The sequence below is a fragment of the Elioraea sp. Yellowstone genome (genome assembly GCF_006704265.1).
Lineage (GTDB): Bacteria > Pseudomonadota > Alphaproteobacteria > Acetobacterales > Acetobacteraceae > Elioraea.
The window spans coordinates 12,090-36,071 of record NZ_VIKA01000018.1 but is presented as its reverse complement, the minus strand read 5'-3'; the positions used below and the strand labels follow the sequence as shown (position 1 = coordinate 36,071).

The window sequence follows — 23,982 nt, the reverse complement described above, 5'->3', positions numbered from 1 at the left end:
CCCCCCCCCCCCCCCCCCCCCCCCCCCCCCCCCCCCCCCCCCCCCCCCCGCCCCCAACCCCGCCGGGGGGGGGGGGGGGGGGGCCCCCCCCCCCCCCCCCCCTCCACGTCTTTGCGGTGCGCTGATGCCGCGCGCCGCGCTGATCCAGTTCGCGCTGGTGGTGGCGATCTTCGGCGCGGCGGCTCCCGTCATCCAGATCGGTCTCGTCGATGCGACCCCGACCTGGTTCGCGTTCTGGCGTGCGGTGCTCGCGGCGGGGGCGACCGCGCTGCTGGTCGGCTGGCGCGAGGGGGGGCGCGTGCCGGCGCGCGCCGATCTGGCGGTGGTGTTCGCGGTCGGCGTCTGCCAGATCGGTGCGTTCTTCGCGCTGCTGCATCTCGCGCTCACGCTCGTGCCGGCGGGGCGGGCGACCCTGCTCGCCTACACGACGCAGCTCTGGCTGGTGCCGATCTCCGCCTTCGCGCTCGGCGAGCGGCCCGGTCCGCGGCGGCTGCTTGCGGTCGCGCTCGGCCTGGCCGGGATCGTCGTGCTCGCCGATCCGGTGGCTGCGCCGCTCGCGGGTGTCGCTCTGCTGCTTGGTGCGTCGTTCTTCTGGGCGGTGGCGATCGCGGTCTTGCGCGCGAGCCGGCCCGCTGCACCGCTGGTGTCGCTGCTGCCGTGGCAGTTCGCGCTCGCCGCGCTGGTGCTGCTGCCGGCGGCGGTCCTGCTCGAGCCGGCGGGCGGGGTGCGGCTGACGGCGCAGTCCGTCGCGGCGCTCGCCTTCCTCGGCGTGTTCGGCGGGCCGGTGGCGACCTGGGCGGCGAGCAGCGTCAGCCGGGCCCTGCCGGCGCTGGTGGCGTCGGTCGGGTTCCTCGGCGTGCCGCTGGTGTCGCTGGCGATCTCAGTTGCCGTGCTCGGCGAGCCGGTCACGCGCGCGCTTGCGGTCGGCGGGGGGCTGATCCTGTCGGCGCTGCTGATCCTCGCGGTCCGGCGTCAGGCGAGGGCGGCGCGTACGCGTCGGTCGTATCGTCGGCCAGCGCGGTGAGCGCGGCCGCGGCCCGGATGGCCGAGGTGCTGACCACCTGGCTGAACCACCGCGCGCCGGCGCGGTTGCCGCCGGCGTCGCCCTCGGGCATCACCGGTGGCATGACGATCGCACCGGTGACGCTGGCCGCTGTCGAGCAGGGCGAGGGCAGGCCCGTCGTGATCCTGCACGGGCTGTTCGGCTCGGCGCAGAACTGGACCACGGTCGGCAGGCGGCTCGCCGCCAGCTACCGGGTGATCGCGGCCGATCTGCGCAATCACGGCGCGAGCCCGCACGATCCGCGCATGGACTACCCGGCCATGGCGGCCGACCTCGCCGCGCTGATCGAGGCGCGCGCCGGTGGCCGCGCCGCGCTGGTGGGGCACTCGATGGGCGGCAAGGCGGCGATGTGGCTCGCGCTCGCCCGGCCCGCCCTGGTCGAGCGGCTGGTCGTCGTGGACGTCGCGCCGGTCTCCTACCGGCCGACGCTGCAGGCCTATGCCGCGGCGATGCGCGCGGTGCCGTTGCGCGCAGGGATGCGCCGGGCGGAGGCGGATGCGGCGCTGAAGGAGGCGATCCCCGATGCCGGCGAGCGCGCCTTCCTGCTGCAGAACCTGCGCTTCCGCGCAGACGGCCCGCCCGAGTGGCGGCTCAACCTCGCCGCGATCGAGCCCGCGGTGCCGACGATCTCGGCCTTCCCCGACCCGCCGGCGGGCGCGCGCTATGACGGCCCGGTGCTGTTCGTCTGCGGCGAGCGCAGCGACTATGTGCGGCCCGAGCATCACGGCCGCATCCTCGCGCTGTTCCCGCGCGCGGCCTTCGTGGTCGTGCCCGGGGCCGGGCACTGGGTGCACGCCGAGGCGCCCGAGCCGTTCCTGCGCGCGCTCGAGCCGTTCCTGGCGATGGAGGCGTGACGGCGGCGGCGAGATCACGCCGGGCGCCGGGCCGTCCCGCAACAGGGCGGAAACGTCGCTTGCCGGGGCGAAATCCGATTCCGGTTTTCGCCTCGCCGTTTCCGGACTATCTCGCCGGCAGCCGCGGCCCCACGGGGGTGCGGGACCGGGACAGATGCCAGGAGGGACCCATGACACGCTTTGCGTTGACCCGTCGCACGATGCTCGCCGCCACGACGGCCGCGGCACTGCCGCTCGGTGCGTCGCGCGCCCAGGCCGGTGCGCTGAGGATCGGCGCGATCCTCTCCGCCTCCGGCGGGCTCGCGAGCTTCGTTCCGCCGATCCGCGCCGGCATCATGCTGGCGCTCAACGAGATCAACGCGGCAGGCGGCGTGCTGGACGGGCGGAGGCTCGAACTCGTCGAGGCCGACGACCAGACCAACCCGCAGGTCGGCGTGCAGGTGGCGACCCGCCTCGTCCAGGCCGACGCCGTGCCGGTGATCATCGGCCCGATGGCCTCGGGCATCACGATCGCGGTCGCCAACGCCGTCACCATCCCGGCCGGCGTGCCGATCATCTCGCCCTCGGCCACCGCACCGGCGATCAGCGCGCTCGCCGACAACGACACGGTGTTCCGCACCGCCGTGCCGGACGGGCTGCAGGGTGCGGTGCTCGGCCGCATCACCCGGGCGCGCGGCATCGAGCGCGCGGCCGTGATGGCGATCAACAACGACTACGGCCGCGGCCTGGCGGATGCCTTCAGCGCGAGCTTCCAGGCCGCCGGCGGCACGGTGACGGCGAGCCAGAACTTCGAGGAGAACCGTCCGTCGTACCGCGCCGAGCTGCAGACGCTCGCCGGGCGCGGCAACCCGCAGGCGCTGGTGCTGATCGCCTACCCCGCCTCGGGCGGCACGACCATCCTGCGCAACGCGGTCGAGAACGGCTTCTTCAGCCGCTTCGTGCTGACCGACGGGATGCGCGACCAGGCGGTCGTGCAGGCGGTCGGCGCGCAGGCGCTGCGCGGCACCTTCGGCACCGCGCCCGGCACGGCCGCGGCACCGGAGCAGCGCCGCCGCTACGAGGAGGCGTTCCGCCGCGCCAACCCGACCCTGGATCCGGCCGGCGCCTTCGTCGCCCAGTCCTACGACGCGGCCTATGTCGCCGCGCTCGCGATCCAGAAGGCCGGCCAGGCCGAGAAGGCGGCGATCAGGGCGGCGCTGCGCGGGGTCTCCGCCCCGCCGGGCGAGGTCGTCGGTCCGGGGGATTGGGCCAAGGCGCGGCAGATCCTCGCCGGTGGCGGCGAGGTGAACTACGAGGGCGCCTCGGGCCCGATCGACTTCAACGCCACCGGCGACGCGCGCGGCCGCATCGAGGTCTGGGACATCGCCGACGGACGGATCAACACCGTCGAGAACCTCTCCGAGTGACCGGGGCCGCACCGGCCCTCGCCGTGCGGGGGCTGACGAAGCGCTTCGGCGGCTTCGTCGCCCTCGACGGCGTCTCGCTCAACGTGCCGGAGGGCTCGATCACCGGGCTGATCGGGCCCAACGGCGCGGGCAAGTCGACGCTGTTCGCCACCGTGGCCGGGTTCCTCGCGCCGGAGGCCGGCACGGTGCGGCTGCGCGGCGCGGACGTCACCGGGCTGCCGCCTTGGCGGCTGCACCGCATCGGGCTCGCGCGCACCTTCCAGATCCCGCGCCTCTTCGCGCGCATGACCGTGCGCGAGAACCTGATGGTGGCGGCCCCCGGCCAGGCGGGCGAGCGTCTGCCGCTGCCCTGGATCGCGCGCGCGCGCATCGCGCGCGAGGAGGCGGCACTGCGCGACCGTGCGGACGCCGTGCTGGCGCGGCTCAACCTCGCCGGCCATGCCGAGGCGCCGGCGACCGCGCTCTCGGGCGGGCAGAAGAAGCTGGTCGAGCTCGGCCGCGCGCTGATGAGCGGGGCGAGGATCATCCTGCTCGACGAGCCGGCCGCCGGGGTGAACCGCACGCTCTTGCGCGAGATCGCGGCGACCATCGCCTCGCTGAACCGCGAGGACGGCATCACCTTCCTGGTGATCGAGCACGACCTCGACCTGGTCGCCGAGCTGTGCGACCCGGTGCACGCGATGGCCGAGGGACGGGTGATCGCCTCCGGCACGATGGCAGAGGTGCGCAACGACCCGCAGGTCGCCGAGGCCTATCTCGGCATGGCGATCGCGCCGGCGGAGTGACGATGGCGCTGCTCGAGGTGCGCGGCGTGGTCGGCGGCTACGGCGAGGCCGACATCCTGCACGGCGTCGATCTCGACGCCGATGCCGGCGAGATCGTCGTGATCGTCGGCGCGAACGGCGCCGGCAAGTCGACGCTGATGAAGGCCGTGGCCGGGCTGGTGCGCATCCGCGCGGGCTCGATCGCCTTCGCGGGCGAGGCGATCGCGAACGCGCCGGCCGAGACGATGATCCTGCGCGGACTGGCCTATGTGCCGCAGGAGCGCAACGTCTTCCCCTCGCTCACCGTGGAGGAGAACCTAGCGATGGGGGCCTATGCGCGCCCGGCCCAGGCGGCGGCCGGGATGGCGCGCGTCTTCGCCCTCTTTCCCGATCTCGTGCAGAGGCGGCGCGTGGCGGCGGGCCAGCTCTCGGGCGGGCAGCGCCAGATGGTGGCGATCGGCCGGGCGCTGATGCTCGAACCCAGGCTGATCATGCTGGACGAGCCGACCGCGGGGCTCTCCCCGAAGTTCTGCGCGCTGATCTTCGAGCGCGTGCAGGCGATCGCGCGCGAGGGCGTCGCGGTGCTGATGGTGGAGCAGAACGCGCGGCCCGCGCTCGCGATCGCCGATCGCGGCGTGGTGCTCGCGATGGGCCGCAATCGCGCCACCGCCCCCGGCCCCGCGCTGCTCGCCGATCCCGAGATCGGCCGGCTGTTCCTGGGGGGCTGACCGGCCGATGCTCGAACTCGTCAATTTCTATCTCCTGCCCGGGCTCGTGCTCGGCGCGATCTACGCCATGTCGGCGACGGGGCTCAGCCTCGTCTACGGGGTGATGCGCTTCGCCCATTTCGCCCATGGCGACCTGATGGCGTTCGGCGCCTATGCCGCGCTCGCGGCCGTCGATGCGCTCGGGATCAGCCCCTGGGCCGCGATCCCGATCGCCGCCGCCGCCACCGTGCCGGTCGCGCTCGCGGCCGATGCGCTGTTCTACGCGCGGCTCCGGCGCAGCCTGCCGGCGGTGCTGCTGATCAGCAGTTTCGGCACCGGACTGATGATCAGGGCCGGCCTCTATTTCGTCTTCGGCCCGACCCAGACCGGCTACGGCATGGGCTTCACCCCGCCGCTCGTCCTCGGTGCGCTGCGCATCCAGGTGCGCCATCTCTGGATCATCGCCGGCGCGGCGGTCGCCGCGCTCGCCCTGCATCTGCTGCTGACCCGGAGCCGCGCGGGGCGGGCGATGCGGGCGATGGCGGACGACCCGGACCTCGCGCGCATCACCGGCGTGGACGTGGCGCAGGTGATCCGGCTCACCTGGGCGGTCGCCGCGGTGCTGGTCGCGATCGCCGGCGTGTTCCTCGGCATCGACACGCAGCTCACGCCGGGCATGGGGTTCAACGTGCTGCTCGCCTCCTTCGCCGCGGCGATCCTGGGTGGGATCGGCCGGCCCTGGGGGGGAGCCCTCGGCGGGCTGCTGCTCGGCATGGCGGAGGAGCTCTCCTCGTTCCCGCTGATCGGCGGCGCGCCGCTGCTCGAACCCGCCTACAAGACCGGGGTCGCCTTCGCGGTGCTGGTGCTGACCCTGATCCTGCGCCCGCAGGGGCTGTTCCGGGGGATGTGATGGACGCCGCCCTCTACGCCGCCACCCTGCTCACCCTCGCCGCGATCTATGCCGCGTTCAGCCTCGGGCTGAACCTGCAATGGGGGCTGACGGGGCTGATGAACTTCGGCGGCCTCGCCTTCGTCGCCGCCGGCGCCTACACCGCCGCCCTGCTCACCGCCGCGCCGAGCGGGACGCATGTCGGCGGGTTCGGCCTCCCGTGGTGGCTCGCCTGGCCCGCAGGTGCGCTCGCCGCCGCCCTGCTCGCGCTGCCGGTCGGCGCGGTCTCCCTGCGCGTGCGCACCGACTACCTCGCGATCGCGACCATCGGCATCGCCGAGATCGTGCGGCTCGCGGTGCGCAACGAGGACTGGCTCACGGGCGGGCCGCTCGGCATCACCGGCATCCCGCGGCCGTTCGAGGGGCTCGGCCAGCCCTGGGGGCAGCTCGCCTATCTCGGCCTCGCCTGCGCGGCGGTGGCAGGGCTCTACGCGCTCGCCGAGGCGACGGCGAGGAGCCCCTTCGGCCGCGCGCTCCGCGCGGTGCGCGACGACGAGGAGGCGGCCAAGGCGGTCGGCAAGAACCCCGCACGGCTGCGCGTGCAGGCCTTCGTGCTGGGCGCGGCGTTCATGGGGCTCGGCGGCGCGATGATGGCGGCGTTCTTCAAGTTCATGAGTCCCGAGGCGCTCGAGCCCGTCACCGTCACCTTCCTCGTCTGGGTGATGCTGATCGCGGGCGGATCGGGCAACAACCGCGGCGCCGTGCTCGGCGCGGTGGCGGTCTGGGCCGTGTGGGCGGCGACCGACTGGCTCGCCGCCCAGCTTCCGGGCGAGCTTGCCACGCGTGCGGCCTATGTGCGGCTGTTCCTGATCGGGCTCGCGCTGCAGCTCATCCTGATCGCCCGCCCGCAGGGGCTGATCGGCGAGCGGATCGGCACTCAGCGGTAGACGACGTCGCGCAGGAACAGCGTCAGCGCCGGCACGTAGGTGATCACGCCGAGGCAGAGGATCACCGCGAGGATGAACACCGGCAGGTAGCGCATCATCCGGTCGATCCCCGTCTCGGCCACCTGCGCGGCGGCGAACAGGTTCACGCCGAAGGGCGGCGTCACCATGCCGAGGGCGAGGTTCACCACCATGATGGTGCCGAAATGCACCGGATCGATGCCGAACTGCGCCGCCGCCGGCTGCAGGATCGGCCCGAGCACGATGATCGAGGCCGAGGTCTCGATGAACATCCCGACCACGAACAGGAACAGGTTGACGCCGAGCAGGTACATCGCCGGCGATCCGAACACCGAGACGAGCCAGGTCGCCAGCATGTCGGGGATGCCCTGACGGTTCAGCAGCCACGAGAACAGCCCGGCGGTGGCGATGATGAACATGATCACCGAGGATGTGATCACGGACTTGCGGAACACCGGATAGAGGTCGCGCAGGCGGAGCTCGCGATAGATCACGATCCCGATCAGCAGCGCATAGGCCACCGCGATCACCGAAGCCTCGGTCGGCGTCGTGATGCCGCCATAGATGCCGCCCAGCACGATCACCGGCATCAGGAGCGCGAAGAAGGCGTCGCGCGTGCCCTCGCCCACGCCGCGCCGCCCTTCGGCATCCTGAAGGCCCCAGCCGTTGATCCGGCACCACGCCAGCACCAGCGCCGACAGCACGGCCGCGATCAGCACGCCCGGGCCGAATCCGGCGATGAAGAGCTCCGGGATCGAGGTCTGGGTCGCGACCCCGTAGAGGATCATCGGGATCGAGGGCGGGATGACGACGCCGAGCTCGGCCGAGGCCGCCTGGAGCGACCCCGCGAAGGCCGCCGGATAGCCGAGCCGCTTCAAGGCCGGGACCATGATCGCGCCGATCGCGAAGGTGGTCGCGACCGAGGAGCCGGAGATCGCCGCGAAGATCATGCAGGTGAGCACGCAGGTCATCGCGAGCCCCCCCTGCACTCCGCCCACCAGCGCGCGCGCGAACTCGACGAGCCGGCGGCTGATCCCGCCCACTTCCATCAGGTTGCCGGCGAGGATGAAGAACGGGATCGCGGCGAGCGGGAAGCGGTCGAGCGCAACATAGATCTGCTGGGCGGCGACGATCAGCGGGAATCGGGTGTAGAACTCGATGCCGGCGACCGCGGCGAGGCCGATCGCGACGGCGACCGGGACGGAGAGCGCGAACAGCGCCAGCATGATCGCGAGCATGGCGCTGGTCATGGCGTGCGCCTCACACCTGGCCCGAGGCGTCGGGGGCGTGCGGGTCGAGCACGGCGGCGAGCGCCGCCAGGATCGCGAACACCGCACCCACCGGGATTGCGGCGTAGCCCCAGGCGATCGACACGTCGAGCCCGGCGATGGTCTGGAAGCGCACGCGCTCGGCCATCGACCAGCCGAACCAGAACAGCACGCCGAACAGCAGCACCGTGGCGGCGAGGGTGACGATCTCGAGCGCCAGGCGGAGCCGCCCGCGCGCGGCCTGGCGCGCGACATCGATCGCGACCAGCGCGCCGTGGCGGATCGCCCCGGCGATGCCGAGCAGCACCATCCACACCAGCGCCTGGCGCACCAGCGCCTCCGACCACGGGCTGGGCTGGGCGAGCACGAAGCGCGTGAAGACCTGCCACGCTCCCGCGCCGGCCGCGACGGCGAGCGCGAAACAGGCGGCCGCGAGGGCCGCCTGGGTGGTGATGCGCTCGGCCGCGAGGACGGCGCGGACGAGCGCGGCCATCAGCTGCCGGGCTTCCAGTCGATGATGCGCTGGATCAGTGCGGCGTCGAACTGGCGCCGGTACTGCTCGAAGGCCGGGGCGAGCGCGGCCTGGAAGGCGGCCGTGTCGACGCTCTCGCGCACGGTCATGCCGCGTTCGCGCAGGAGCGTCACGCCGCGCTGCTCGTCGGCCGTCACGCGGTCTCGGTTCGCCTTCACCGCCGCCTTGGCGGCCTCCTGGAACGCCGCCTTGTCGGCCGCGTTCAGCCTGTTCCAGAAGGCCGGGTTGCCGATCAGAACCGCCGGCGAATAGACGTGCCGCGTCAGCGAGAGATACCGCTGCACCTGGTTGAGATTGTTCGCCACGATCACCGGGATCGGGTTCTCCTGGCCGTCCACCGTGCCCTGCTGCAGCGCGGGCACGAGCTCGCTGAACGCCATCGGCGTGGGCAGCGCGCCGAGCGTCTGGAAGGCGCGCATGTGCACCGGGTTCTCCATGGTGCGGATCTTCAGCCCCTGCACGTCGGCGGGGCCGGCGACCTCGCGCCGCGAATTGGTGACGTTGCGGAACCCGTTCTCCATCCAGGCCACGCCGACCAGGCCGCGGGCGGAGAACTTCGCCAGCAGGTCCTGGCCGATCGCGCTGTCGAGCACGCCGCGCGCATGGGCGTAGTCGCGGAACAGGAAGGGGATGTCGAGCACCAGCGTGTCGGGGATGAAGTTGCCGACCGGTCCGGTCGAGGTGATGGTGAACTCCTGCGTGCCGATCTGCGTCGCCTCGATCGCCTCGCGCTCGTTGTCGTTGCGCTGGATGGTGACGCGGTAGCGCCCGTTGGTCAGCCGCTCGACCGTTTCCTTGAAGGCGACGGCCCCGACGCCGTAGTGGCTGTCCAAGGGCAGCGCATGCGTCAGCGTGACGTTGGTCTGGGCGGCGGCGGGTGCCGCGACGGCAGCGGCGAGGCCGGCCGCAAGGAATCGGCGCGTCAGGCGCATCGGAACATCCTCCCTGGGCGAGTGGGGCGCGCGGGGGTCCCCGCGGACGCGCGGACCATAAAGACGAGACGGTCGGTCGGCAACGCGGAGGGTACGGGCGCGCCCCGACCGCCTGGACATCGTCGCGCTTGATCTGTTACAACCGATACAGTACAGACGTTCCATGGATACGCGCTGGCTTCTGCTCGCCTATCGCGTCCCCCCGGAGCCGGCGAAGGTCCGAGTCGCGGTCTGGCGCCGCCTGAAGGGACTGGGCGCGGTCTATGTGCAGAACGGCGTCTGCCTCCTGCCCCGTACCGACGATCACGTCCGCCGCCTGAAGATGCTCGAGAACGAGATCGCCGGTGCCGGGGGCGAGGCCGTGATCCTCGAGGCGGTCGCGCTCGACCGCGCCCAGGAGGAGAAGGTCGTCGCCCGCTTCAAGGCCGACCGTGACGAGGCCTATCGCGAGTTCATCGACAAGTGCGGGGATTTCGAGCGCGAGGTGGCGAAGGAGCAGGCCGCGCAGCACTTCACCTACGCGGAGCTCGAGGAGAACGACGTCGACCTGAAGAAGCTCCAGGGCTGGCTCGCGAAGATCGTGCGCCTCGACTTCTACGGCGCCGCGCTGCGCAGCGAAGCCGAGCAGCGGCTTGCCGCCTGCGAGACGCTGCTCGACGCCTATGCCCGCCAGGTGTTCGAGGCGCAGGACGAGAATGCCTGACGCCTCCGTCCCGCCCGCGAAGGAGGCCGCGCCATGACCCTCTCGGCGGCGGCGCCGGCGATCGGAGCCGCCTTCCTCGCCTCCCTGGTCGAGGTGGTGGAGGCGTTCACCATCGTGCTCGCGGTTGCGACCCTGCGCGGCTGGCGTCCGGCCGCGTCCGGCACCGCCGCCGCCCTTGCGGTCCTTGCGGCCCTGGTGGCCGGGTTCGGTCCCCTGCTTGCCGGCATGCCCATCGCTCCCGTCCAGCTCGCCGTCGGCATCCTGCTCCTGCTGTTCGGCCTCGGCTGGCTGCGCAAGGCCGCGCTGCGCGCCGCGGGCGTGCTGCCGCCGCGCGACGAGGACGCCGTCTACGCCCGCGCCCGCGCGGCGCTCGGCTCCGCGGCCGCCCCCAGCCGCGCCACGGGCGACTGGATCGCCGGGCTTGCCGCCTTCAAGGCGGTGCTGCTGGAGGGGCTGGAGGTGGTCTTCGTGGTGCTTGCGGTCGGTGCTGGGCACGGTTCGGTCGTGCCGGCGGCGCTGGGCGCGCTGGCCGCCTGCGGCCTGGTGCTCGGGCTCGGCGCCATGCTGCATCGCCCCCTCGCCCGCGTGCCCGAGAACAGCCTGAAGTTCGGCGTCGGCACGATGCTCGCCGCGTTCGGCGTGTTCTGGACCGGTGAGGGGCTGGGCGTGGACTGGCCGGGGCAGGAGGGCGCGCTCTTCGTGCTGGCGCTGCTGTTCCTCGCGGCAGGTCTGTGCGCGACCGCCGCAGCGCGGCAAGCGGCCCGGGAGGCCGTGCGATGAGCCTGTTGCGCGAGGTGCTGGCCGAACTGCTCGGCATGGTGGCAGCGGATGCGCACCTCTCGGCCGCCGCGCTCACGGTCGTCGGCGCGTCCGCTGCCGTGATCGACCTCGCCGGTGCCGCGCCATGGCTTGGCGGCGGCCTGCTGGCGCTCGGCTGCCCGGCGGTGCTCGTCGCGAGCGTGTGGCGGGGCGCCCGGCGCGCCCTGCGGGCGGCGCGATGAGCGCAGCCATGCTCGCCCCGCTGTTCTGGGTCGCGCTCGGCAGCACCGTCGGCGGGGCGCTTCGCTTCCTCGTCTCCGGCCTGGTCGCGCGCACGGTGGGCGAGACCTTTCCCTGGGGCACGCTGGTGGTGAACGCGACCGGGGCGCTCGCGATCGGCGTCGCCGCTGCCGCGTTTCCGCCCGGGACCTCGCCCGATGCCTGGGCGCTCCTCGTCACCGGCGTGCTCGGCAGCTATACGACCGTCTCCTCGTTCAGCCTTCAGACCCTGGCGCTGTTGCGCGAGGGCAGCCTGGTGAGCGTCGCCGGCAACGTGATCGGCTCGCTCGTGCTCTGCCTGGGCGGAGCGGCGATCGGTTTCGCCTCCATGGCGGCACTGCTCGGTCGGCCGGCGTGACCGGCGGCACATCGCCCTGGCGGGCCCGGGCCGATGTCGTCGCGCTCTATGCGCTCGTCGGGCTCGGCAGCCTGATCGGCGGGGTACTGCGTGCGCTCGCCTCCTTCGGCGCGGTCGCGCTGCTCGGTCCTGCCTTCCCCTGGGGCACGCTGTTCGTGAACACCCTCGGCTCCTTCGCGATCGGCTTCTACGCCACGCTCACCGGCCCCGACGGGCGCGTCTTCGCCCGCACGCGCGCGCGCCAGTTCGTGATGGCCGGCATCTGCGGCGGCTTCACCACCTTCTCGGTGTTCAGCCTCGAGACGCTGCGCCTGGTCCAGTCCGGCGCCCCGCTTCTCGCGGCGCTCTACGTGCTCGTCTCGCTCGCCGCCTGGCTCGGCGCGGTGGCGGCCGGTCACCTGCTCGCCCAGCGGCTCAACCGGCTCGGAGGACCATGATCATGCAGGTTCCGCGGCAGGCGCTGCTCTTGCGCATCTTCATCGGCGAGGACGATCGCGATGGCGACCGCCCACTCTACGAGGCGATCGTGCTGAAGGCGCGCGAGCTGCACCTCGCGGGTGCGACCGTGCTGCGCGGCGCGATGGGGTTCGGCCAGTCGAGCCGTCTGCACACCACCAAGATCCTGCGCCTCTCGCAGGATCTGCCCCTGGTGATCGAAATCGTCGATGCCGAGGAGAAGATCCGCGGTTTCCTCACCGTGCTCGAGGGGCTGATGGGCAGCGGCCTCGTGACGCTCGAGCGGGTGGAGGTCCTGCGGTACGGGGCCGATCCGCAACGGTAGCGGGCACAGGGGGATGAGGACCGGGCGGCAGGCGCCGCAGGCCGACGGGCCGGCCTGGCGGCGCATCCCGGGCGGGGTTTGGGCGCTCGGCTTCGTCTCGCTGCTGATGGATGTCTCCTCCGAGATGATCCATGCGCTGCTGCCGGTCTACCTGGTGGTCGCGCTTGGCACACCGGTGCTGACGGTCGGCCTGATCGAGGGGATCGCCGAGGCGACGGCGGCGATCACCAAGCTGTTTTCCGGCGCACTCTCCGACCGCCTCGGCCGGCGCAAGGCGCTTGCCGCCTTGGGCTACGGGCTCGCCGCGCTCACCAAGCCGGTCTTCCCGCTCGCCCCCTCGGTCGCCTGGCTGGTGGCGGCACGCTTTGTCGACCGCCTCGGCAAGGGCATCCGCGGCGCACCGCGCGATGCGCTGGTCGCCGACCTCAGCCCCCCGGAGCTGCGCGGCGCAAGCTTCGGACTGCGCCAGTCGCTCGACACGGTGGGTGCGTTCCTCGGTCCGCTCGCCGCGATCGGGCTGATGGCACTGTTCGCCGACGACTTCGTCGCCGTGTTCTGGGTCGCGGTGGCGCCAGCGGGACTGTCCTTCGCGCTGGTCGTGGTCGCGGTGCACGAGCCGCCGCGGCCGGCGGGGCTGCGCGCGGTGCGCACGCCGCTCGCGCGCGCCGAGCTCGCGCGCCTCGGACCTGCGTACTGGCAGGTGGTCGGGATCGCGGCGGTGTTCACGCTGGCGCGCTTCAGCGAGGCCTTCCTGATCCTGCGCGCCCAGTCGGTCGGCACCGCGCTGATGCTGGTGCCTGTGGTGCTCGTCGTCATGAACATCGCCTACGCGCTCTCCGCCTATCCGGTCGGTGCGCTCTCCGACCGGATGGACCGGGTCGGCCTGCTGCTGCTCGGTCTCGCGCTGCTGGTCGCGGCGGACGTGGTGCTCGCCGTCACCGGCGGCATCCTCGGCGTGGGCATCGGCGTGGTGCTCTGGGGCCTGCACATGGGCTGCACCCAGGGCCTGTTCGCCGCCTTGGTGGCGGATGCGGCGCCGGCGGAGCTGCGCGGCACCGCCTTCGGCGTGTTCAACCTGGTGGGCGGGCTTGCGCTGCTGGCCGCCAGCACGATCGCCGGCGCGCTCTGGGATGCGGTCGGGCCGGCGGGGACCTTCCTCGCCGGCGCCGCCTTCGCCCTGCTCGCCGCGCTCGGGCTCGGCGCGACGCGCAGGCGGCTCGGCCCGCGCTAGCCGCTGCGCTCAGCCCGTCCAGCGCGCCGAGACGTCCTGGGGCTCTCGGCGCAGCAAGCCGTGATTGTGCAGTCCGCGTCGGATGGCCTGGAGGCTGTGCGTGTCGCCACCATTCTGGTCGAGCAGGAAGAAGTGGCCGACATGCTTGCCGTAGCTGCCGATGAAGTCATGTCGGACAACGAAGGAAATCCCCGAGCTCCGTCCGGTGGCGTCCGACCGGATCGAGCGGAGCATCTGTTTCGGCTTGAACACATTGAACGCCGACAGCTTGAGGTGTCCCGCCATGCCCGGGCCGTTGAACGAGATGAAGGGCACGCCGGTCCAGTTGCCGACGACCTGGGCAAGCCCGCCGCCGAGCGAATGGCCGACGATCGAGAGCCGCGCCAGGGGGTAGTTCTCCTGCGCCCACCGCACCATGGCATGAGCGGAACCGGCCATGTTCGGGATGACGTGCAGGCCGATGCGCAGATTGGCCGTGTTCTGCGAGATCGGTGCCGTGCTCAGACTCCCCTTGGTCCCGGCGAACGCGACGATCACCTCGTCGCCAGCCGGATCGACGAAGATCCCGCCCTGGAACCCGTCGCCGTACCAGGTCGCCCATTCCCACTTCTGCGTCGTCCAGCCGAACGCCGTGGGTTGGCCGTCTGCCTTCGACGCATAGGCGATATCCGCAAGATACAGATACTCGATGAGCTGCGCCATGATCTTCCCCCATGCTGCGTCTCCGGCGGCCGCGGCATGACAGGACGCCGGGGCTGGGCTGTCGTCCCGAGCGAGGCACGATCTTGGCACGGCTACGTATCGGATTCCAGGGCGGCGCCGCGGATGCGCCGATGCCCTGGTCGCCGCGACGGGTCCGGGCGATCCGCGCTCGCGCGGTGTGCAGGCGATCGCCCCGCACACCTCTCTCGGCACGATGGGCGTGGTGCAGCGGCCCCCGCTCGTGCGGATTTCCCACGCGCTCGGCGCGGGCCGCATGCGTGGGGACATCTGCTCGGTCACCGCGACCGCCTCGGCCGGCGCGTGCTGGACGGCCGGCTTCGATCCCGAGGACATGGCGGAGAGCTGGCTCGTGATGCGCCGGGGGCGCAACGCGCGCGGCGCGATCCGGCCACCCTGCGTGTCACCGACGCGATGCTGCCCGGCGTCGTTTCGCCGCCCGGCAAGTGGTGGAGCACCGCCGGCGAGGAGGGGGCGGTGGCGAACCTGCTCTCGCCCTCCGCCTGGTCGCCCTGGGGCCAGCCCGCCTACAACGACACCTTCGTCGTGATCTCCGCGGCCTGACCGCCGAGCATCGGCGCGAACAGCGCGAGCCCGAGTTGCAGCGCGGCCGGCACGCTCAGGCGATATCCGGGGTGGTCGTGGTGGCGCGCCCGCCACGACGCGAGATCGGCCTCGGAGCGGAAGAACAGCTTGAGCGCGCAGCCCGAGCGCGCCGCGCACCCGCCCGCGTAGGCGAGGCCGTACCAGACCTGGGCCCCCGCCGGCGTGAGCTCGGCGAGCGCGAAGCCGCCGTTGCGCGTGCGCACGGTCACCTTCGCGCCCGTCTCGGCACAGCGGGACTCGACCAGCGTGTCGGCGCCCAGCATGCCGCCGATGCCGAGCGCGTCGATCGCGCAGAGCGCGTGCACGGTCGTGGCGAAGCGCGCGAGGGCGACGCGATGCGGCGTCGGTTCGGCGCTGAACGGATAGGCGGCGGCGATGCGGCCGTCCTCGCCCAGCACGGCCAGGTCGCGATCCGCGAGCCGCGCCAGCGCCGCGCGCACCGCATCCCGATCCAGGCCGGTGCTGGCCGCGATCTCCGTCACCGACGGCGGCGAGCCGAACGCGGCGAAGCCGAGCAGCACCGTGCGCCGTACCGCGTCCTCCGCCGCGTCGAGCCCGGCCCAGCGCTCGCGCCGTCCGGCCACCGCCATCGCCGCGGCGAGCGCCTCGCGCCCGGCGCGATCGGTCAGCAGCGACCAGTCGGGCAGCGCGAGGTCCGGCCGCAGCGCGACCGTCTCGCCCGGCGCGAACCGCGCAGTCAGCGATAGCGCCATCTGAGCAGCCGGTGCTCGAGCTGCTCGGCGAGGAAGAACAGCACCAGCACGAACAGCATGATCAGCGTCACCAGCGCGAGCGACAGCGCGGCGTTGTAGGTGCTCTGCGCGAACTGCAGCAGGTAGCCGAGCCCGCGCGCCGAGGCGACGAACTCGCCCACCACCGCGCCGGTGAAGGCGAAGCCCACCGCCACCTTCAGGTTGCCCATCACCCAGGAGACCACGGAGGGGATGTACACCTCGCGCACCAGCACCGCCTTGCCGCCGCCGAGCGTGCGCACGCGCTCGACCAGGCGCTGGTCCACCTCGCGCACGCCGGAATAGACTGCGAAGAAGATCAGCACCGCCACCAGCACGGTCGCGAGCGCGACCTTCGACCCGAGATCGATCCCCATCCAGATCACGAACAGCGGAGCCAGGATCACGCGCGGCACGGCGTTCAAGAGCAGCATGACCGGCTCGAGCAGCGCGGCGAGCGGGGAGATCAGGGCGGCCGCGAAGCCGAGCATGATGCCGATCGCGAGCCCGATCGCGAGCCCGAGCAGGGCGGCCGCGAAGGTCGCCTGGAGATGCGGCCAGATCGAGCCGTCCGCGAACAGGCCGAAGGCGAGCGCGGCCACCTCGCTCGGCGGCGCGGCGTAGAGCGGATTGATCAGCCCGGCCCAGCCGGCCGCCTCCCAGAGCAGGATCAGCGTCGCGAGCGCGAGCGCACGGCGCACCCAGACGAGGTTCAGCAGGGTCGTCATGCCGCGACACGCTCCGCGGCCTGCGCGCCGGCGGGGAACGCGCCTTCGAGGTCGCGCCAGAGCTGGCGCAGCAGGGGCGCGAAGGCCGGATGCCCGCGCGCGCCGATCAGCTCGCGCGGCCGCGCGATCGGCACGCGGCGGCTCGCCAGCACGCGCGCGCGCGGGCCCCCAGAGAGCACGTGCACCACGTCCGAGAGCGCGATCGCCTCCTCGAGATCGTGCGTCACCAGCAGCACCGAGATGCCCTCGCGCTCGACCAGGTCGAGCAGGTCCTGGGTGATGCGCGCGCGCACGATCGCATCGAGCGAGGCGAAGGGCTCGTCCATCAGCAAGAGCCGCGGCCGCAGCGCCAGCACCTGAGCGATCGCGACGCGCTTGCGCTGCCCGCCCGAGAGCTGGCGCGGGAAGCGTCCGCCGAGCCCGGCGAGGCCGAGCCGATCCAGCCACGCCTCCGCCTCGGCGAGCGCGCGCTCCTTGGCCATGCCGTGGATGCGCAGGCCCAGCGCGACGTTCTGCCGCGCCGTGCGCCAGGGCAGCAGCGCGTCGTCCTGGAACAGGAATCCGACCTCGCTCCGCGGCACGGCGAGGTCGATCACGCCCCCCTCGGCCCGCTGCAGGCCGGTGACCGCGCGCAGCACCGAGGTCTTGCCGGAGCCCGAGGGCCCGACCAGCGCGGCGAACTCGCCCGCCGCGATGTCGAGGTCGAGTTCGGCCAGCACCGGTTCCGGGCCGCCATAGCCGAGCGTCAGCCGTCGTACGTGGAGCAAAGGGTCAGCCCTCCAGCACCGCGCGGTCGAGCAGCACGGCGAGATCGACCTCGCGCGTCAGCACGCCCGCCTCGCGCTGCGCGCGAGCGACGCGCGCGGCCGCCTCCGGATCGATGCGCACCTCGTCGGGGTAGAGCGACTCGCGGTAGCGCTCGAGGATCACGCCGAGCCGCCCCCAGTCGCCGCCGGCGATCAGCTCGCGCGGCAGGGCGGCGACCACCTCCTCCACCGGGATCGTGCGCGTGTCGCGCAAGCCGGCGGCGAGCGCGCGGGCGAGCCGGCGCATCTCGTCGAGCCGCCGGTCGCGTTCGGATGCGCGCACGGCGACCCCCATGAACTCGAAGGCGCCGCCCAGCACGCGTGTCGCATCGGCGATGTCCATCGCGTTGAAGATCACGTGCCCGCCCGCCTCCTGGACCAGGGTCAGCGCCGGCTCCTGCACCATCGCGGCCTCGACCTGGCCGCGGCGCAGCGCCTCGTAGAGATTGGTGCCGAGGGCGGCGAAGCGCGCGCGCCCCGGATCGAGCCCGGCGCGCTTCATCAGGAACAGGGCCAGCACATGATCGGCGTTGCCGAGTGCCGAGATCCCGATCGTGCGGCCGTCGAGGGCGGCGATGTCGCGGATCGTCCCGGCGCGGGCCGGAGCAGCCGCGAGGGCGAACAGCGGCAGGCGGCCGGTGGAGGCGAAGCGGCGGATCGGTGCGCCGTTGGCGAAGGCCTGCAAGGCGACGTCGAACGAGGTGCCGGCGTAGTCGACTGCGCCGCCAACCAGCGCCTGCATCGCCTGGTTGCCGCCGCGCGTGTAGACGAGTTCGACCTCCAGCCCCTCGGCACGGAAATGCCCGCGCGCGCGCGTCACCTCGTAGGGCACGACGCAGAGGAGCTGGCCGCAGAAGGCCAGACGCAACCGCGTCAGCCCCTGCGCGTGCGCGCGGCCGGCGAGCGTGATCGCGCCGGCAAGGCCGGCGAGCGCGGTGCGGCGATCGAGCTGCCCGAGCGACTGCTCGGGCGGGGCGAGCGTGGTGCAGCAGGACATGGCGGGCCCCTCCCGTGTTCGCCGCGATATAGGATGTTCTTTCTTCTGGCGCCAAGGAATACCAGGGTTGAAGAAGATTTTTTTGTTTTGCACGGAAGAGCGGCGATGAAACTCCTTGCCGAGCGCCAGGAAGAAAACAATCCGCCAGCCGCTACCGTCCGCTCATCGCCGCGACCGCCTCCCAGACCGTCAGCGCGCCGATCAGCACGACCAGGGCCTCAAGCACGGCCTCGTGCCTCCAGGGCGGGATGCGTGCGACGATCCAGGCGGCCGCGCGGCTGCCCGGCACGGTCGCTGCGCCGAGCGCCAGGCCGAGCAGGACGAGATCCGGGCCGAGCACGCCGCCGGCGGCATAGCCGGCGACCCGCGCGAGGTGCATCGATCCGGAAACGAACCCATCCGTCGCGATCAGCGCGCGCGCCGGCAGGCCGGCGCCGAGCAGCAGCGGGATCAGCAGCATGCCCGCCCCGGTGGTGATGCCGGAGAGCAGGCCGGTGACCCCGCCGCCTGCCACGAGCACGCGCGGCGTGGCGGGGATCCTGCGCCCCGCGAGCGCACGCCGCAACGCCACCGAGACGATCAGGAATCCGCCGACCACCAGCTCGGCCCACACCCCGCCGAGCGTGCCGAAGGCGTAGGACCCCGCGAGCGCCCCCGGCAGCACGCCCGCGAGCACCGGCAGCGCGACGCGCAAGGAGAGCGCGTCGCGGAACGCCCAGACCCGCCCGGCATTGGTCAGCACCATCGCCACCGCCAGCACCGGTACGGTGACGCGTGCGCCGAGGATCGGCAGCAGATAGGCCGAGAGCATCAGCCCGGCACCGAAGCCCGAGATGCCCGAGACCGTGCCGGCGACGAGCGCCAGCGCCAGCGCCGCCGCCCACTGCCAGGGTTCGAGCACGGCTCAGCCGGGCAGGTAGGCGCCGCCGTTGACGTGCAGCGTCTGGCCGGTGATGTAGCGCGCGCGCGGCCCGGCGAGGAACCGCACCGCGGCGGCGACCTCCTCCGGCGTGCCCTCGCGCCCCACCAGCGTGCGCCGCCCGCCGCGATGGTGCGGCCGGGCCGCCTCGCGCGCGGTGTCGATCAGCCCGGGAGCGACCAGGTTCACGGTGATGTCGGGGGCGAGATCGTGGGCGAGCGCGCGCGTGAAGCCGGCGAGCCCCGCCTTCGCCGTCACCACGTGGGCGCGCCGTGCCGCGCCCGAATGCCCGGTCAGCCCGCCGATATTGACGATCGTTCCGTGTCCCGACGCGCGCAGCGCCGGCAGGGCGGCGCGCGCGCAGTGGAACGCGCCGTCCAGGCACACGTCGAGCACGGCGCGCCAGGCGGCGAAGTCCATCTCGGCGAAGGGCAGTTCGCGGCGGAGCGCGGCGTTGTTCACCAGGATGTCGAGCCGGCCGAACGTCTCGAGCACGGCGCGCACCATGCCCTCGACCGCCGCCGGGTCGGTGACGTCGCCGAGCGCAACGATGGCGCGGCCGCCAGCGGACACGATCTCGGCCACGACCGCCTCGGCCTCGGCGCGGTTGGCGCGCGCGTTCACCGCCACCGCCGCTCCGCCGGCGGCGAGGTCACGCGCGATCGCGCGGCCGATGTTGCGCCCGGCGCCGGTGACGAGCGCGACGCGGCCGGCGAGTTCCTGGGTCATCGCTCAGCCGCGCAGCGGGGAGACGTCGATCCGCGCCGCATCGAACGCCGAGGCGGCGAAGCGCAGCGCAGCCTCGATCCGCGCGTCGTCCCAGCCGCCGTGGCGCATGTTGGCGCGCGCCTTGGCCTCGATCTCCGCGCGGCTCAGCCTCTCGGAGGCGCCGCCACGCAGATGCGGCTGGCGCTCCTCGACCACGGTGCCGTCGGCGAGCGTGGCGCGCACATGCCCGGTATAGGCGCGCGGATAGGGATTGTCCGGATCGACCACGTAGCGGACCTTCGCCGCGAGCGCGCGCAGGCGCGGATCGGCGACGCGCTCCTCGGTGAAGGCGTCGAGCGCCGCGCCGTCGAGCACGAAGCCGGCGGCGATGCAGTAGGGCGTGCTGAACTTCGCCGCGTAGGCATTGGGCGGCGCCTGCTTGTCGGCGAGCGGCTCCCACAGCCGGTGCAGGATGCCCTCGGCCGTCTCGCATTCGATCGCGACGATCTCCTCGGGCGTGATCCCCCGTGCGGCGAGGCGGCGTGCGCAATCGACATAGGGATGCGTCATGGTGCCGCAGGCATAGGGCTTGAAGGCGATCGTCTCCGCCACCCAGCGCGTCCCGAACCCGTCGAGCAGGGCGTCCCAGTGTCCCGGCAGCGCCCGTGCAAAGCCGTTGAACAGCCCGTGGGCCCCCTCGAAGACGGTGCGCGGGCCGACGAAGCCGCCGCGCGCGAGCAGCGCCGCCCGGATGCCGCCCTGCGCCGCCCAGCCGGGATGCAGCCGCTTGGTCCAGGCGCCCTCGGCGAGGTACTCGATGATGCCGGAGGCGAAACTGCCGGCGATGCCGAGCGCGTCGGTGATCTGGGCGGGGGTCAGACGCAGCGCCGCGCCCACGCCCAGCGCCGCGCCCATGACGCCGAACACCGAGGTCGGATGGAAGCCCGCCTTGTGCACCGCCTTCGGCACGACGGTGGAGAGCCGGCAGGTCGCCTCCGCGCCCACGGCGATGCCGCGCAGCGCATCCGCGCCGGCGAGCCCGAACCGTTCCGCGACCGCCAGCACGGCCGGCACCACCACCGCGCCGGCATGCACCGGCCCACCCTCGAAGGTGTCGTCGAAATCCTCGCCGTGCGCGGCGGTGCCGTTGATGAGCGCCGCATCGGCAGCCGAGAAGCCGCGGGCGTGGCCGATCGCGGTGGACGGACCGTCGGCGTCGGCGGCGCCCAGCATCGCGGCGATGTAGGGCTCGTGGCGCGCGCCGACGCAGAGGCCGGCGATGTCGATCAACAGGCGCTCGCAGGTCTCGCGCACCGCCTCGCTCGGGGCGGCATCGGCCGCCGCCCGCGCCAGCCGCTCCGCCACGCTCACATCCGCCTTCACGTCGTCCTCCGGAACTCGCGCCACAGGGAGAAGCCGGTCAGCAGCAGCGCGGCCGCGAGCAGGCCGAGTGCCACCGGATCCTCGACGAACACCGCATGATCCCCGCCCGAGAGCACCAGGCTGCGGCGGTAGTTGCTCTCGAGCATGAAGCCCAGCACCACGCCGAGCACCAGCGGCAGCACCGGCACGCCGGCCCAGCGCAACGCGTAGCCGAGCGCGCCGAAGCCCAGCACCAGGCCGATGTCGAACACGCTCTGTTCGATCGCGAACACGCCCGAGACGATCAGCGCGAGGATCGCGGCGACCAGATAGGGCTTGGGCCGGTTCACCAGCCATAGCGTCGGCGTGAGGATGACCAGGCCGAGCAGCAGCATGGCGATGTTGGCGAGCAGCAGGCCCCCGTAGAGCCCCCACACGACCTCCGGCGCGCGCTCGAACAGCATCGGCCCGGGCGTGAGCCCGTGCACCAGGAAGCCGCCGAGCAGGATCGCCGCCGAGTTCGACCCCGGAATGCCGAGCGAGAGCAGCGGCACCAGCGCGGTCGCGGTGACGACATTGTTCGCCGCCTCGGGCGCGGCCACGCCTTCGGGCGCGCCCTTGCCGAAGGCGTCGGGATCGCGCGACCAGCGCTTCGCCTCGTTGTAGGCCATGAAGGCGGCGATGGTGCCGCCCGCACCCGGTGTCACGCCCTCGAAGGTGCCGATGCCGCAGCCGATCGCCTGGGCGGGCAGGAGGCGACGGAACAGCGCGAGGCTCGGCAGCTTGAGGCGCGTGTCGCGCGCCTCGGCCTTGGCCCAGTCCGGCTCGCCGATCTGCACCAGCATCTCGGCCACCGCGAACAGCCCCACCATCACGAGGATCGGCCGGATTCCCGCCAGCAGCTCGGGCGAGCCGAAGGTGAAGCGCGGCACGCCCGAGACCGGATCCGTGCCGACGGTCGCGATCATCAGCCCGAGGGAGGCGGCGATCAGCCCCTTCGTGAGCGCCCCGCCGGCGAGTCCCGCGATCACCGACAGGCCGAGCACGGCGAGCGCGAAATAGGCGGGTGGCGTGAAGGCGAGGGCAACGCGCGCGAGCGGCTCGGTCGCGACGACCAGCACGCCGAGGCCGAACAGCCCGCCCACCAGTCCCGAGACGAGCGAGATGCCGAGCGCCTCGCCCCCCCTGCCCTGCCGCGCCATCTCGTAGCCGTCGAGCGTGGTGGCGGCGGCGGCGTTGGTGCCGGGCGTGCGGATCAGGATCGCCGGGATCGAGCCGCCGTACTCGGCGCCGACATAGACGCTGGCGAGCAGCACGATCGCCGGGATCGGCTCCATGCCGTAGGTGAAGGGCAGCAGCAGCGCCATCGCGATCGAGGGCGAGATGCCCGGCAGCGCGCCGCCGAGGATGCCCCAGAGCGTGCCGCCGAAGGCGGTGGCGATGACCGAGACGTCGGTGAAGGCGCCCATCAGAGCCCGCCGAACAGCGTACCGGCGGGAAAGGGAATGCCCATCACCCGCACGAAGACGAACCAGAACAGCGCGCCGATCGCCGCCGCGAAGCCGGCGAGCCCGAGACCGGGTCGCGCCCCGGCATAGAGCGCGACCGCCCCGGCGAGCAGCCCGAGCGCCAGGGGATAGCCGATCAACGGCAGGCCGAGGACATAGGCGAGCAGCAGCGCGAGCAGACCGGCGGCGCGGCCGTGCGCGGGACGTGCCGGCCTCTCCCGCGCCGGGCGCAGCACGCTGCGCAGCACCAGCACCGCACCCGCCGCGGCCATCAGCATCGCCACCGCCTTCGGCACACCGCCGGGGCCGACCGCGTCCGCAAGCAGGCTGACGGGGATTGCCGCAGCCAGCGCCCACCAGACGCCGGCGACCGCGAGCGCAGCGATGCCGAGCGTGATGTCGCGCGTGGCAGCGTTCACCGCACCACGCCGAGCTCGCGCAGGTCGCGCTCGACCTCGGCCGCGAAGGCGGTGGTGAAGCGGCGCGCCTCGTCGCGCGCCATCAGTGCCGGCACCAGGCTCTCCTTGGCGTATTGCGCCCTGTAGGCGGGGCTCTCCAGCACCCGGCGCAGCGCCTCGTGCCAGATCGCCGCGACCTCGTCGGGAATGCCCTTGGGACCGGCGAGACCGCGGAACTTGGTGACGACCAGATCCACACCCTGCTCGCGCGCGGTGGCGAGATCGGGGAAGTCGGGCAGCCGCGCCTCGGTGACGACGGCGAGCAGGCGGATCCTCCCGGCCTCGAGCTGGGAGCGGATCTCCTGGATCTCGCCGATGCCGAGGTCGAGCGTGCCGTTCAGCACGTTGATCATCAGGTCGCCGCCGCCCTCGTGGCTCACCACGGCGGCGCGCGCGCCGATCAGCCGGCTCATCCGCTCGAAGGCGATGCGCTCCAGCGAGGCCGGATTCGCCGCCCCCCATTTCTGGCGCCCCGGATTGGCCTTGGCGTGCGCGACCGCATCGGCGAGCGTACGGAAGGGCGACTCGGCGCGCGTATAGATCACCTCGGGGTCGAGGAAGACGATCGCGAGGGGATCGAGCGCGTCGTAGCCGAACTCCGGCCGGCTCAAGAGCGTCGTCTGGATGTAGGTCGGGGTGGTGGCGTAGAACATCGAGCCGTCCGGCCGCGCGCGCGCAACGCGCGCCACGGCGGTCGCGCCCGATCCGCCGCGCACGTTCTCGACCGCGAAGTTGACCCCCATCACCGGCTGCAGGTGCTTGATCAGCTCGCGCAGGAACACGTCGCTGCCGCCGCCGGGCGAGGAATGCGTCACCAGCGTGACGGTCGGCACCGGGTAGCGCGCCTGCGCGAGGAGCGGGGATGGAACGAGTGCCGCGGCGGATGCGGCGGCGAAGCTGCGTCGTGTGAGCATCGGTCTCCTCCCGAAGAGGGGCCGGGAGCGTTGT

The 23,982-nt window shown here is 73.0% G+C and carries 29 protein-coding genes; 15 read left to right on the top strand and 14 right to left on the bottom strand.

Annotation, left to right across the window (positions count from 1 at the left end):
* The first annotated feature begins 124 nt into the window (after nt 1–124).
* From FK498_RS04910 to FK498_RS04880, 7 genes are all read left to right on the top strand, one after another.
* Nucleotides 125–1,024 carry a DMT family transporter gene (locus FK498_RS04910; protein WP_141852117.1) on the top strand — a complete coding sequence of 300 codons (900 nt, stop codon included), beginning with the start codon at nt 125–127 and terminating at the stop codon, nt 1,022–1,024.
* Nucleotides 1,021–1,917: an alpha/beta fold hydrolase gene (locus FK498_RS04905; RefSeq protein ID WP_370510876.1), complete on the top strand. Its 897-nt coding sequence runs from the start codon at nt 1,021–1,023 to the stop codon at nt 1,915–1,917. The genes FK498_RS04910 and FK498_RS04905 overlap by 4 nt, the downstream gene beginning before the upstream one ends.
* A gap of 170 nt (nt 1,918–2,087) precedes the next feature.
* Nucleotides 2,088–3,323 (top strand): ABC transporter substrate-binding protein, encoded by a 1,236-nt coding sequence (locus tag FK498_RS04900; RefSeq protein ID WP_141852115.1) that lies wholly within the window; start codon nt 2,088–2,090, stop codon nt 3,321–3,323.
* Nucleotides 3,320–4,108: an ABC transporter ATP-binding protein gene (locus tag FK498_RS04895; protein ID WP_141852113.1), complete on the top strand. Its 789-nt coding sequence runs from the start codon at nt 3,320–3,322 to the stop codon at nt 4,106–4,108. The genes FK498_RS04900 and FK498_RS04895 overlap by 4 nt, the downstream gene beginning before the upstream one ends.
* 2 nt (nt 4,109–4,110) lie before the next feature.
* Nucleotides 4,111–4,815, top strand: coding sequence for an ABC transporter ATP-binding protein (locus FK498_RS04890; RefSeq protein ID WP_141852111.1), 705 nt, complete (start codon nt 4,111–4,113; stop codon nt 4,813–4,815).
* A 7-nt stretch (nt 4,816–4,822) separates the two neighbouring features.
* Complete coding sequence (locus tag FK498_RS04885) at nt 4,823–5,704, top strand: branched-chain amino acid ABC transporter permease (RefSeq protein WP_141852109.1); 882 nt, start codon at nt 4,823–4,825, stop codon at nt 5,702–5,704.
* Nucleotides 5,704–6,630 carry a branched-chain amino acid ABC transporter permease gene (locus tag FK498_RS04880; RefSeq protein WP_141852107.1) on the top strand — a complete coding sequence of 309 codons (927 nt, stop codon included), beginning with the start codon at nt 5,704–5,706 and terminating at the stop codon, nt 6,628–6,630. The genes FK498_RS04885 and FK498_RS04880 overlap by 1 nt, the downstream gene beginning before the upstream one ends.
* On the opposite strand, the gene FK498_RS04875 is transcribed toward FK498_RS04880, so the two are convergent.
* Genes FK498_RS04875 through FK498_RS04865 form a run of 3 tightly spaced genes read right to left on the bottom strand, consistent with a single transcriptional unit; the run spans nt 6,621 to nt 9,380 of the window.
* The gene (locus FK498_RS04875) at nt 6,621–7,898 is read right to left on the bottom strand and encodes a TRAP transporter large permease (protein WP_141852105.1); all 1,278 of its coding nucleotides are present in this window, start codon (nt 7,896–7,898) and stop codon (nt 6,621–6,623) included. The two genes, FK498_RS04880 and FK498_RS04875, sit on opposite strands and share 10 nt — an antisense overlap.
* Nucleotides 7,899–7,908: 10 nt before the next feature.
* Nucleotides 7,909–8,409, bottom strand: a complete 501-nt coding sequence (locus FK498_RS04870) for a TRAP transporter small permease (protein WP_141852103.1) — start codon at nt 8,407–8,409, stop codon at nt 7,909–7,911.
* Entirely contained in the window at nt 8,409–9,380 is a 972-nt protein-coding gene (locus FK498_RS04865) for a DctP family TRAP transporter solute-binding subunit (protein WP_141852101.1), read from the bottom strand. The genes FK498_RS04870 and FK498_RS04865 overlap by 1 nt, the downstream gene beginning before the upstream one ends.
* Before the next feature lie 163 nt (nt 9,381–9,543).
* Between FK498_RS04865 and FK498_RS04860 the strand changes: the two genes are divergently transcribed.
* Genes FK498_RS04860 through FK498_RS04830 form a run of 7 tightly spaced genes read left to right on the top strand, consistent with a single transcriptional unit; the run spans nt 9,544 to nt 13,491 of the window.
* Nucleotides 9,544–10,083 carry a Chromate resistance protein ChrB gene (locus FK498_RS04860; RefSeq protein ID WP_141852099.1) on the top strand — a complete coding sequence of 180 codons (540 nt, stop codon included), beginning with the start codon at nt 9,544–9,546 and terminating at the stop codon, nt 10,081–10,083.
* Between the two features lie 33 nt (nt 10,084–10,116).
* A complete protein-coding gene (locus FK498_RS04855) occupies nt 10,117–10,863 on the top strand; it encodes a hypothetical protein (RefSeq protein WP_141852097.1) in 747 nt (248 codons plus the stop codon).
* Complete coding sequence (locus FK498_RS04850; protein WP_141852095.1) at nt 10,860–11,084, top strand: hypothetical protein; 225 nt, start codon at nt 10,860–10,862, stop codon at nt 11,082–11,084. Before FK498_RS04855 ends, FK498_RS04850 begins: the two co-directional genes overlap by 4 nt.
* Nucleotides 11,081–11,479 (top strand): fluoride efflux transporter CrcB, encoded by a 399-nt coding sequence (gene crcB, locus FK498_RS04845; protein ID WP_237560833.1) that lies wholly within the window; start codon nt 11,081–11,083, stop codon nt 11,477–11,479. The genes FK498_RS04850 and crcB overlap by 4 nt, the downstream gene beginning before the upstream one ends.
* A complete protein-coding gene (locus FK498_RS04840) occupies nt 11,476–11,916 on the top strand; it encodes a CrcB family protein (RefSeq protein WP_141852093.1) in 441 nt (146 codons plus the stop codon). Before crcB ends, FK498_RS04840 begins: the two co-directional genes overlap by 4 nt.
* A gap of 2 nt (nt 11,917–11,918) precedes the next feature.
* Nucleotides 11,919–12,260 (top strand): DUF190 domain-containing protein, encoded by a 342-nt coding sequence (locus FK498_RS04835; protein ID WP_141852092.1) that lies wholly within the window; start codon nt 11,919–11,921, stop codon nt 12,258–12,260.
* Between the two features lie 13 nt (nt 12,261–12,273).
* Nucleotides 12,274–13,491: an MFS transporter gene (locus FK498_RS04830; RefSeq protein ID WP_141852090.1), complete on the top strand. Its 1,218-nt coding sequence runs from the start codon at nt 12,274–12,276 to the stop codon at nt 13,489–13,491.
* A 9-nt stretch (nt 13,492–13,500) separates the two neighbouring features.
* Here the strand turns inward: FK498_RS04830 and FK498_RS04825 are convergent, their stop codons facing one another.
* Nucleotides 13,501–14,193 carry a hypothetical protein gene (locus tag FK498_RS04825; protein WP_141852088.1) on the bottom strand — a complete coding sequence of 231 codons (693 nt, stop codon included), beginning with the start codon at nt 14,191–14,193 and terminating at the stop codon, nt 13,501–13,503.
* Nucleotides 14,194–14,625: 432 nt separating this feature from the next.
* On the opposite strand from FK498_RS04825, the gene FK498_RS19195 reads away from it, so the two are divergent.
* Nucleotides 14,626–14,775: a hypothetical protein gene (locus tag FK498_RS19195; protein ID WP_161988316.1), complete on the top strand. Its 150-nt coding sequence runs from the start codon at nt 14,626–14,628 to the stop codon at nt 14,773–14,775.
* Here the strand turns inward: FK498_RS19195 and FK498_RS04820 are convergent.
* The 10 genes from FK498_RS04820 to FK498_RS04775 all read right to left on the bottom strand — a co-directional run bounded on the left by FK498_RS04820 (nt 14,739) and on the right by FK498_RS04775 (nt 23,948).
* The gene (locus FK498_RS04820) at nt 14,739–15,530 is read right to left on the bottom strand and encodes an alkylmercury lyase family protein (RefSeq protein ID WP_141852085.1); all 792 of its coding nucleotides are present in this window, start codon (nt 15,528–15,530) and stop codon (nt 14,739–14,741) included. The genes FK498_RS19195 and FK498_RS04820 overlap by 37 nt on opposite strands.
* On the bottom strand, nt 15,515–16,276 hold the full coding sequence (locus tag FK498_RS04815; RefSeq protein WP_202614743.1) for an ABC transporter permease: 762 nt from the start codon (nt 16,274–16,276) through the stop codon (nt 15,515–15,517). Before FK498_RS04815 ends, FK498_RS04820 begins: the two co-directional genes overlap by 16 nt.
* Complete coding sequence (locus FK498_RS04810) at nt 16,273–17,043, bottom strand: ABC transporter ATP-binding protein (RefSeq protein ID WP_141852083.1); 771 nt, start codon at nt 17,041–17,043, stop codon at nt 16,273–16,275. Before FK498_RS04810 ends, FK498_RS04815 begins: the two co-directional genes overlap by 4 nt.
* A 4-nt stretch (nt 17,044–17,047) precedes the next feature.
* Nucleotides 17,048–18,079 (bottom strand): ABC transporter substrate-binding protein, encoded by a 1,032-nt coding sequence (locus FK498_RS04805; protein ID WP_141852081.1) that lies wholly within the window; start codon nt 18,077–18,079, stop codon nt 17,048–17,050.
* Nucleotides 18,080–18,230: 151 nt separating this feature from the next.
* Entirely contained in the window at nt 18,231–18,980 is a 750-nt protein-coding gene (locus FK498_RS04800) for a sulfite exporter TauE/SafE family protein (RefSeq protein ID WP_141852079.1), read from the bottom strand.
* A gap of 3 nt (nt 18,981–18,983) precedes the next feature.
* A complete protein-coding gene (fabG, locus tag FK498_RS04795) occupies nt 18,984–19,727 on the bottom strand; it encodes a 3-oxoacyl-ACP reductase FabG (RefSeq protein WP_141852077.1) in 744 nt (247 codons plus the stop codon).
* Between the two features lie 3 nt (nt 19,728–19,730).
* Complete coding sequence (locus FK498_RS04790; protein WP_141852075.1) at nt 19,731–21,089, bottom strand: MmgE/PrpD family protein; 1,359 nt, start codon at nt 21,087–21,089, stop codon at nt 19,731–19,733.
* Nucleotides 21,086–22,537 carry a tripartite tricarboxylate transporter permease gene (locus tag FK498_RS04785; RefSeq protein ID WP_141852073.1) on the bottom strand — a complete coding sequence of 484 codons (1,452 nt, stop codon included), beginning with the start codon at nt 22,535–22,537 and terminating at the stop codon, nt 21,086–21,088. The genes FK498_RS04790 and FK498_RS04785 overlap by 4 nt, the downstream gene beginning before the upstream one ends.
* On the bottom strand, nt 22,537–22,995 hold the full coding sequence (locus FK498_RS04780) for a tripartite tricarboxylate transporter TctB family protein (protein WP_161988315.1): 459 nt from the start codon (nt 22,993–22,995) through the stop codon (nt 22,537–22,539). The genes FK498_RS04785 and FK498_RS04780 overlap by 1 nt, the downstream gene beginning before the upstream one ends.
* Nucleotides 22,992–23,948 carry a tripartite tricarboxylate transporter substrate binding protein gene (locus tag FK498_RS04775; RefSeq protein WP_141852072.1) on the bottom strand — a complete coding sequence of 319 codons (957 nt, stop codon included), beginning with the start codon at nt 23,946–23,948 and terminating at the stop codon, nt 22,992–22,994. The genes FK498_RS04780 and FK498_RS04775 overlap by 4 nt, the downstream gene beginning before the upstream one ends.
* Nucleotides 23,949–23,982 lie beyond the last annotated feature (34 nt).

Coding starts and splice junctions, on each gene's coding strand:
- FK498_RS04855 (WP_141852097.1), top strand. CDS start 10,117: ATGACCCTCTCGGCGGCGGCGCCGGCGATCGGAGCCGCCTTCCTCGCC.
- FK498_RS04860 (WP_141852099.1), top strand. CDS start 9,544: ATGGATACGCGCTGGCTTCTGCTCGCCTATCGCGTCCCCCCGGAGCCG.
- FK498_RS04815 (WP_202614743.1), bottom strand. CDS start 16,276: ATGACGACCCTGCTGAACCTCGTCTGGGTGCGCCGTGCGCTCGCGCTC.
- FK498_RS04875 (WP_141852105.1), bottom strand. CDS start 7,898: ATGACCAGCGCCATGCTCGCGATCATGCTGGCGCTGTTCGCGCTCTCC.
- FK498_RS19195 (WP_161988316.1), top strand. CDS start 14,626: ATGCTGCCCGGCGTCGTTTCGCCGCCCGGCAAGTGGTGGAGCACCGCC.
- crcB (WP_237560833.1), top strand. CDS start 11,081: ATGAGCGCAGCCATGCTCGCCCCGCTGTTCTGGGTCGCGCTCGGCAGC.
- FK498_RS04885 (WP_141852109.1), top strand. CDS start 4,823: ATGCTCGAACTCGTCAATTTCTATCTCCTGCCCGGGCTCGTGCTCGGC.
- FK498_RS04900 (WP_141852115.1), top strand. CDS start 2,088: ATGACACGCTTTGCGTTGACCCGTCGCACGATGCTCGCCGCCACGACG.
- FK498_RS04890 (WP_141852111.1), top strand. CDS start 4,111: ATGGCGCTGCTCGAGGTGCGCGGCGTGGTCGGCGGCTACGGCGAGGCC.
- FK498_RS04850 (WP_141852095.1), top strand. CDS start 10,860: ATGAGCCTGTTGCGCGAGGTGCTGGCCGAACTGCTCGGCATGGTGGCA.
- FK498_RS04870 (WP_141852103.1), bottom strand. CDS start 8,409: ATGGCCGCGCTCGTCCGCGCCGTCCTCGCGGCCGAGCGCATCACCACC.
- FK498_RS04805 (WP_141852081.1), bottom strand. CDS start 18,079: ATGTCCTGCTGCACCACGCTCGCCCCGCCCGAGCAGTCGCTCGGGCAG.
- FK498_RS04865 (WP_141852101.1), bottom strand. CDS start 9,380: ATGCGCCTGACGCGCCGATTCCTTGCGGCCGGCCTCGCCGCTGCCGTC.
- FK498_RS04785 (WP_141852073.1), bottom strand. CDS start 22,537: ATGGGCGCCTTCACCGACGTCTCGGTCATCGCCACCGCCTTCGGCGGC.
- FK498_RS04775 (WP_141852072.1), bottom strand. CDS start 23,948: ATGCTCACACGACGCAGCTTCGCCGCCGCATCCGCCGCGGCACTCGTT.
- FK498_RS04910 (WP_141852117.1), top strand. CDS start 125: ATGCCGCGCGCCGCGCTGATCCAGTTCGCGCTGGTGGTGGCGATCTTC.
- FK498_RS04825 (WP_141852088.1), bottom strand. CDS start 14,193: ATGGCGCAGCTCATCGAGTATCTGTATCTTGCGGATATCGCCTATGCG.
- FK498_RS04835 (WP_141852092.1), top strand. CDS start 11,919: ATGCAGGTTCCGCGGCAGGCGCTGCTCTTGCGCATCTTCATCGGCGAG.
- fabG (WP_141852077.1), bottom strand. CDS start 19,727: ATGACCCAGGAACTCGCCGGCCGCGTCGCGCTCGTCACCGGCGCCGGG.
- FK498_RS04820 (WP_141852085.1), bottom strand. CDS start 15,530: ATGGCGCTATCGCTGACTGCGCGGTTCGCGCCGGGCGAGACGGTCGCG.
- FK498_RS04880 (WP_141852107.1), top strand. CDS start 5,704: ATGGACGCCGCCCTCTACGCCGCCACCCTGCTCACCCTCGCCGCGATC.
- FK498_RS04830 (WP_141852090.1), top strand. CDS start 12,274: ATGAGGACCGGGCGGCAGGCGCCGCAGGCCGACGGGCCGGCCTGGCGG.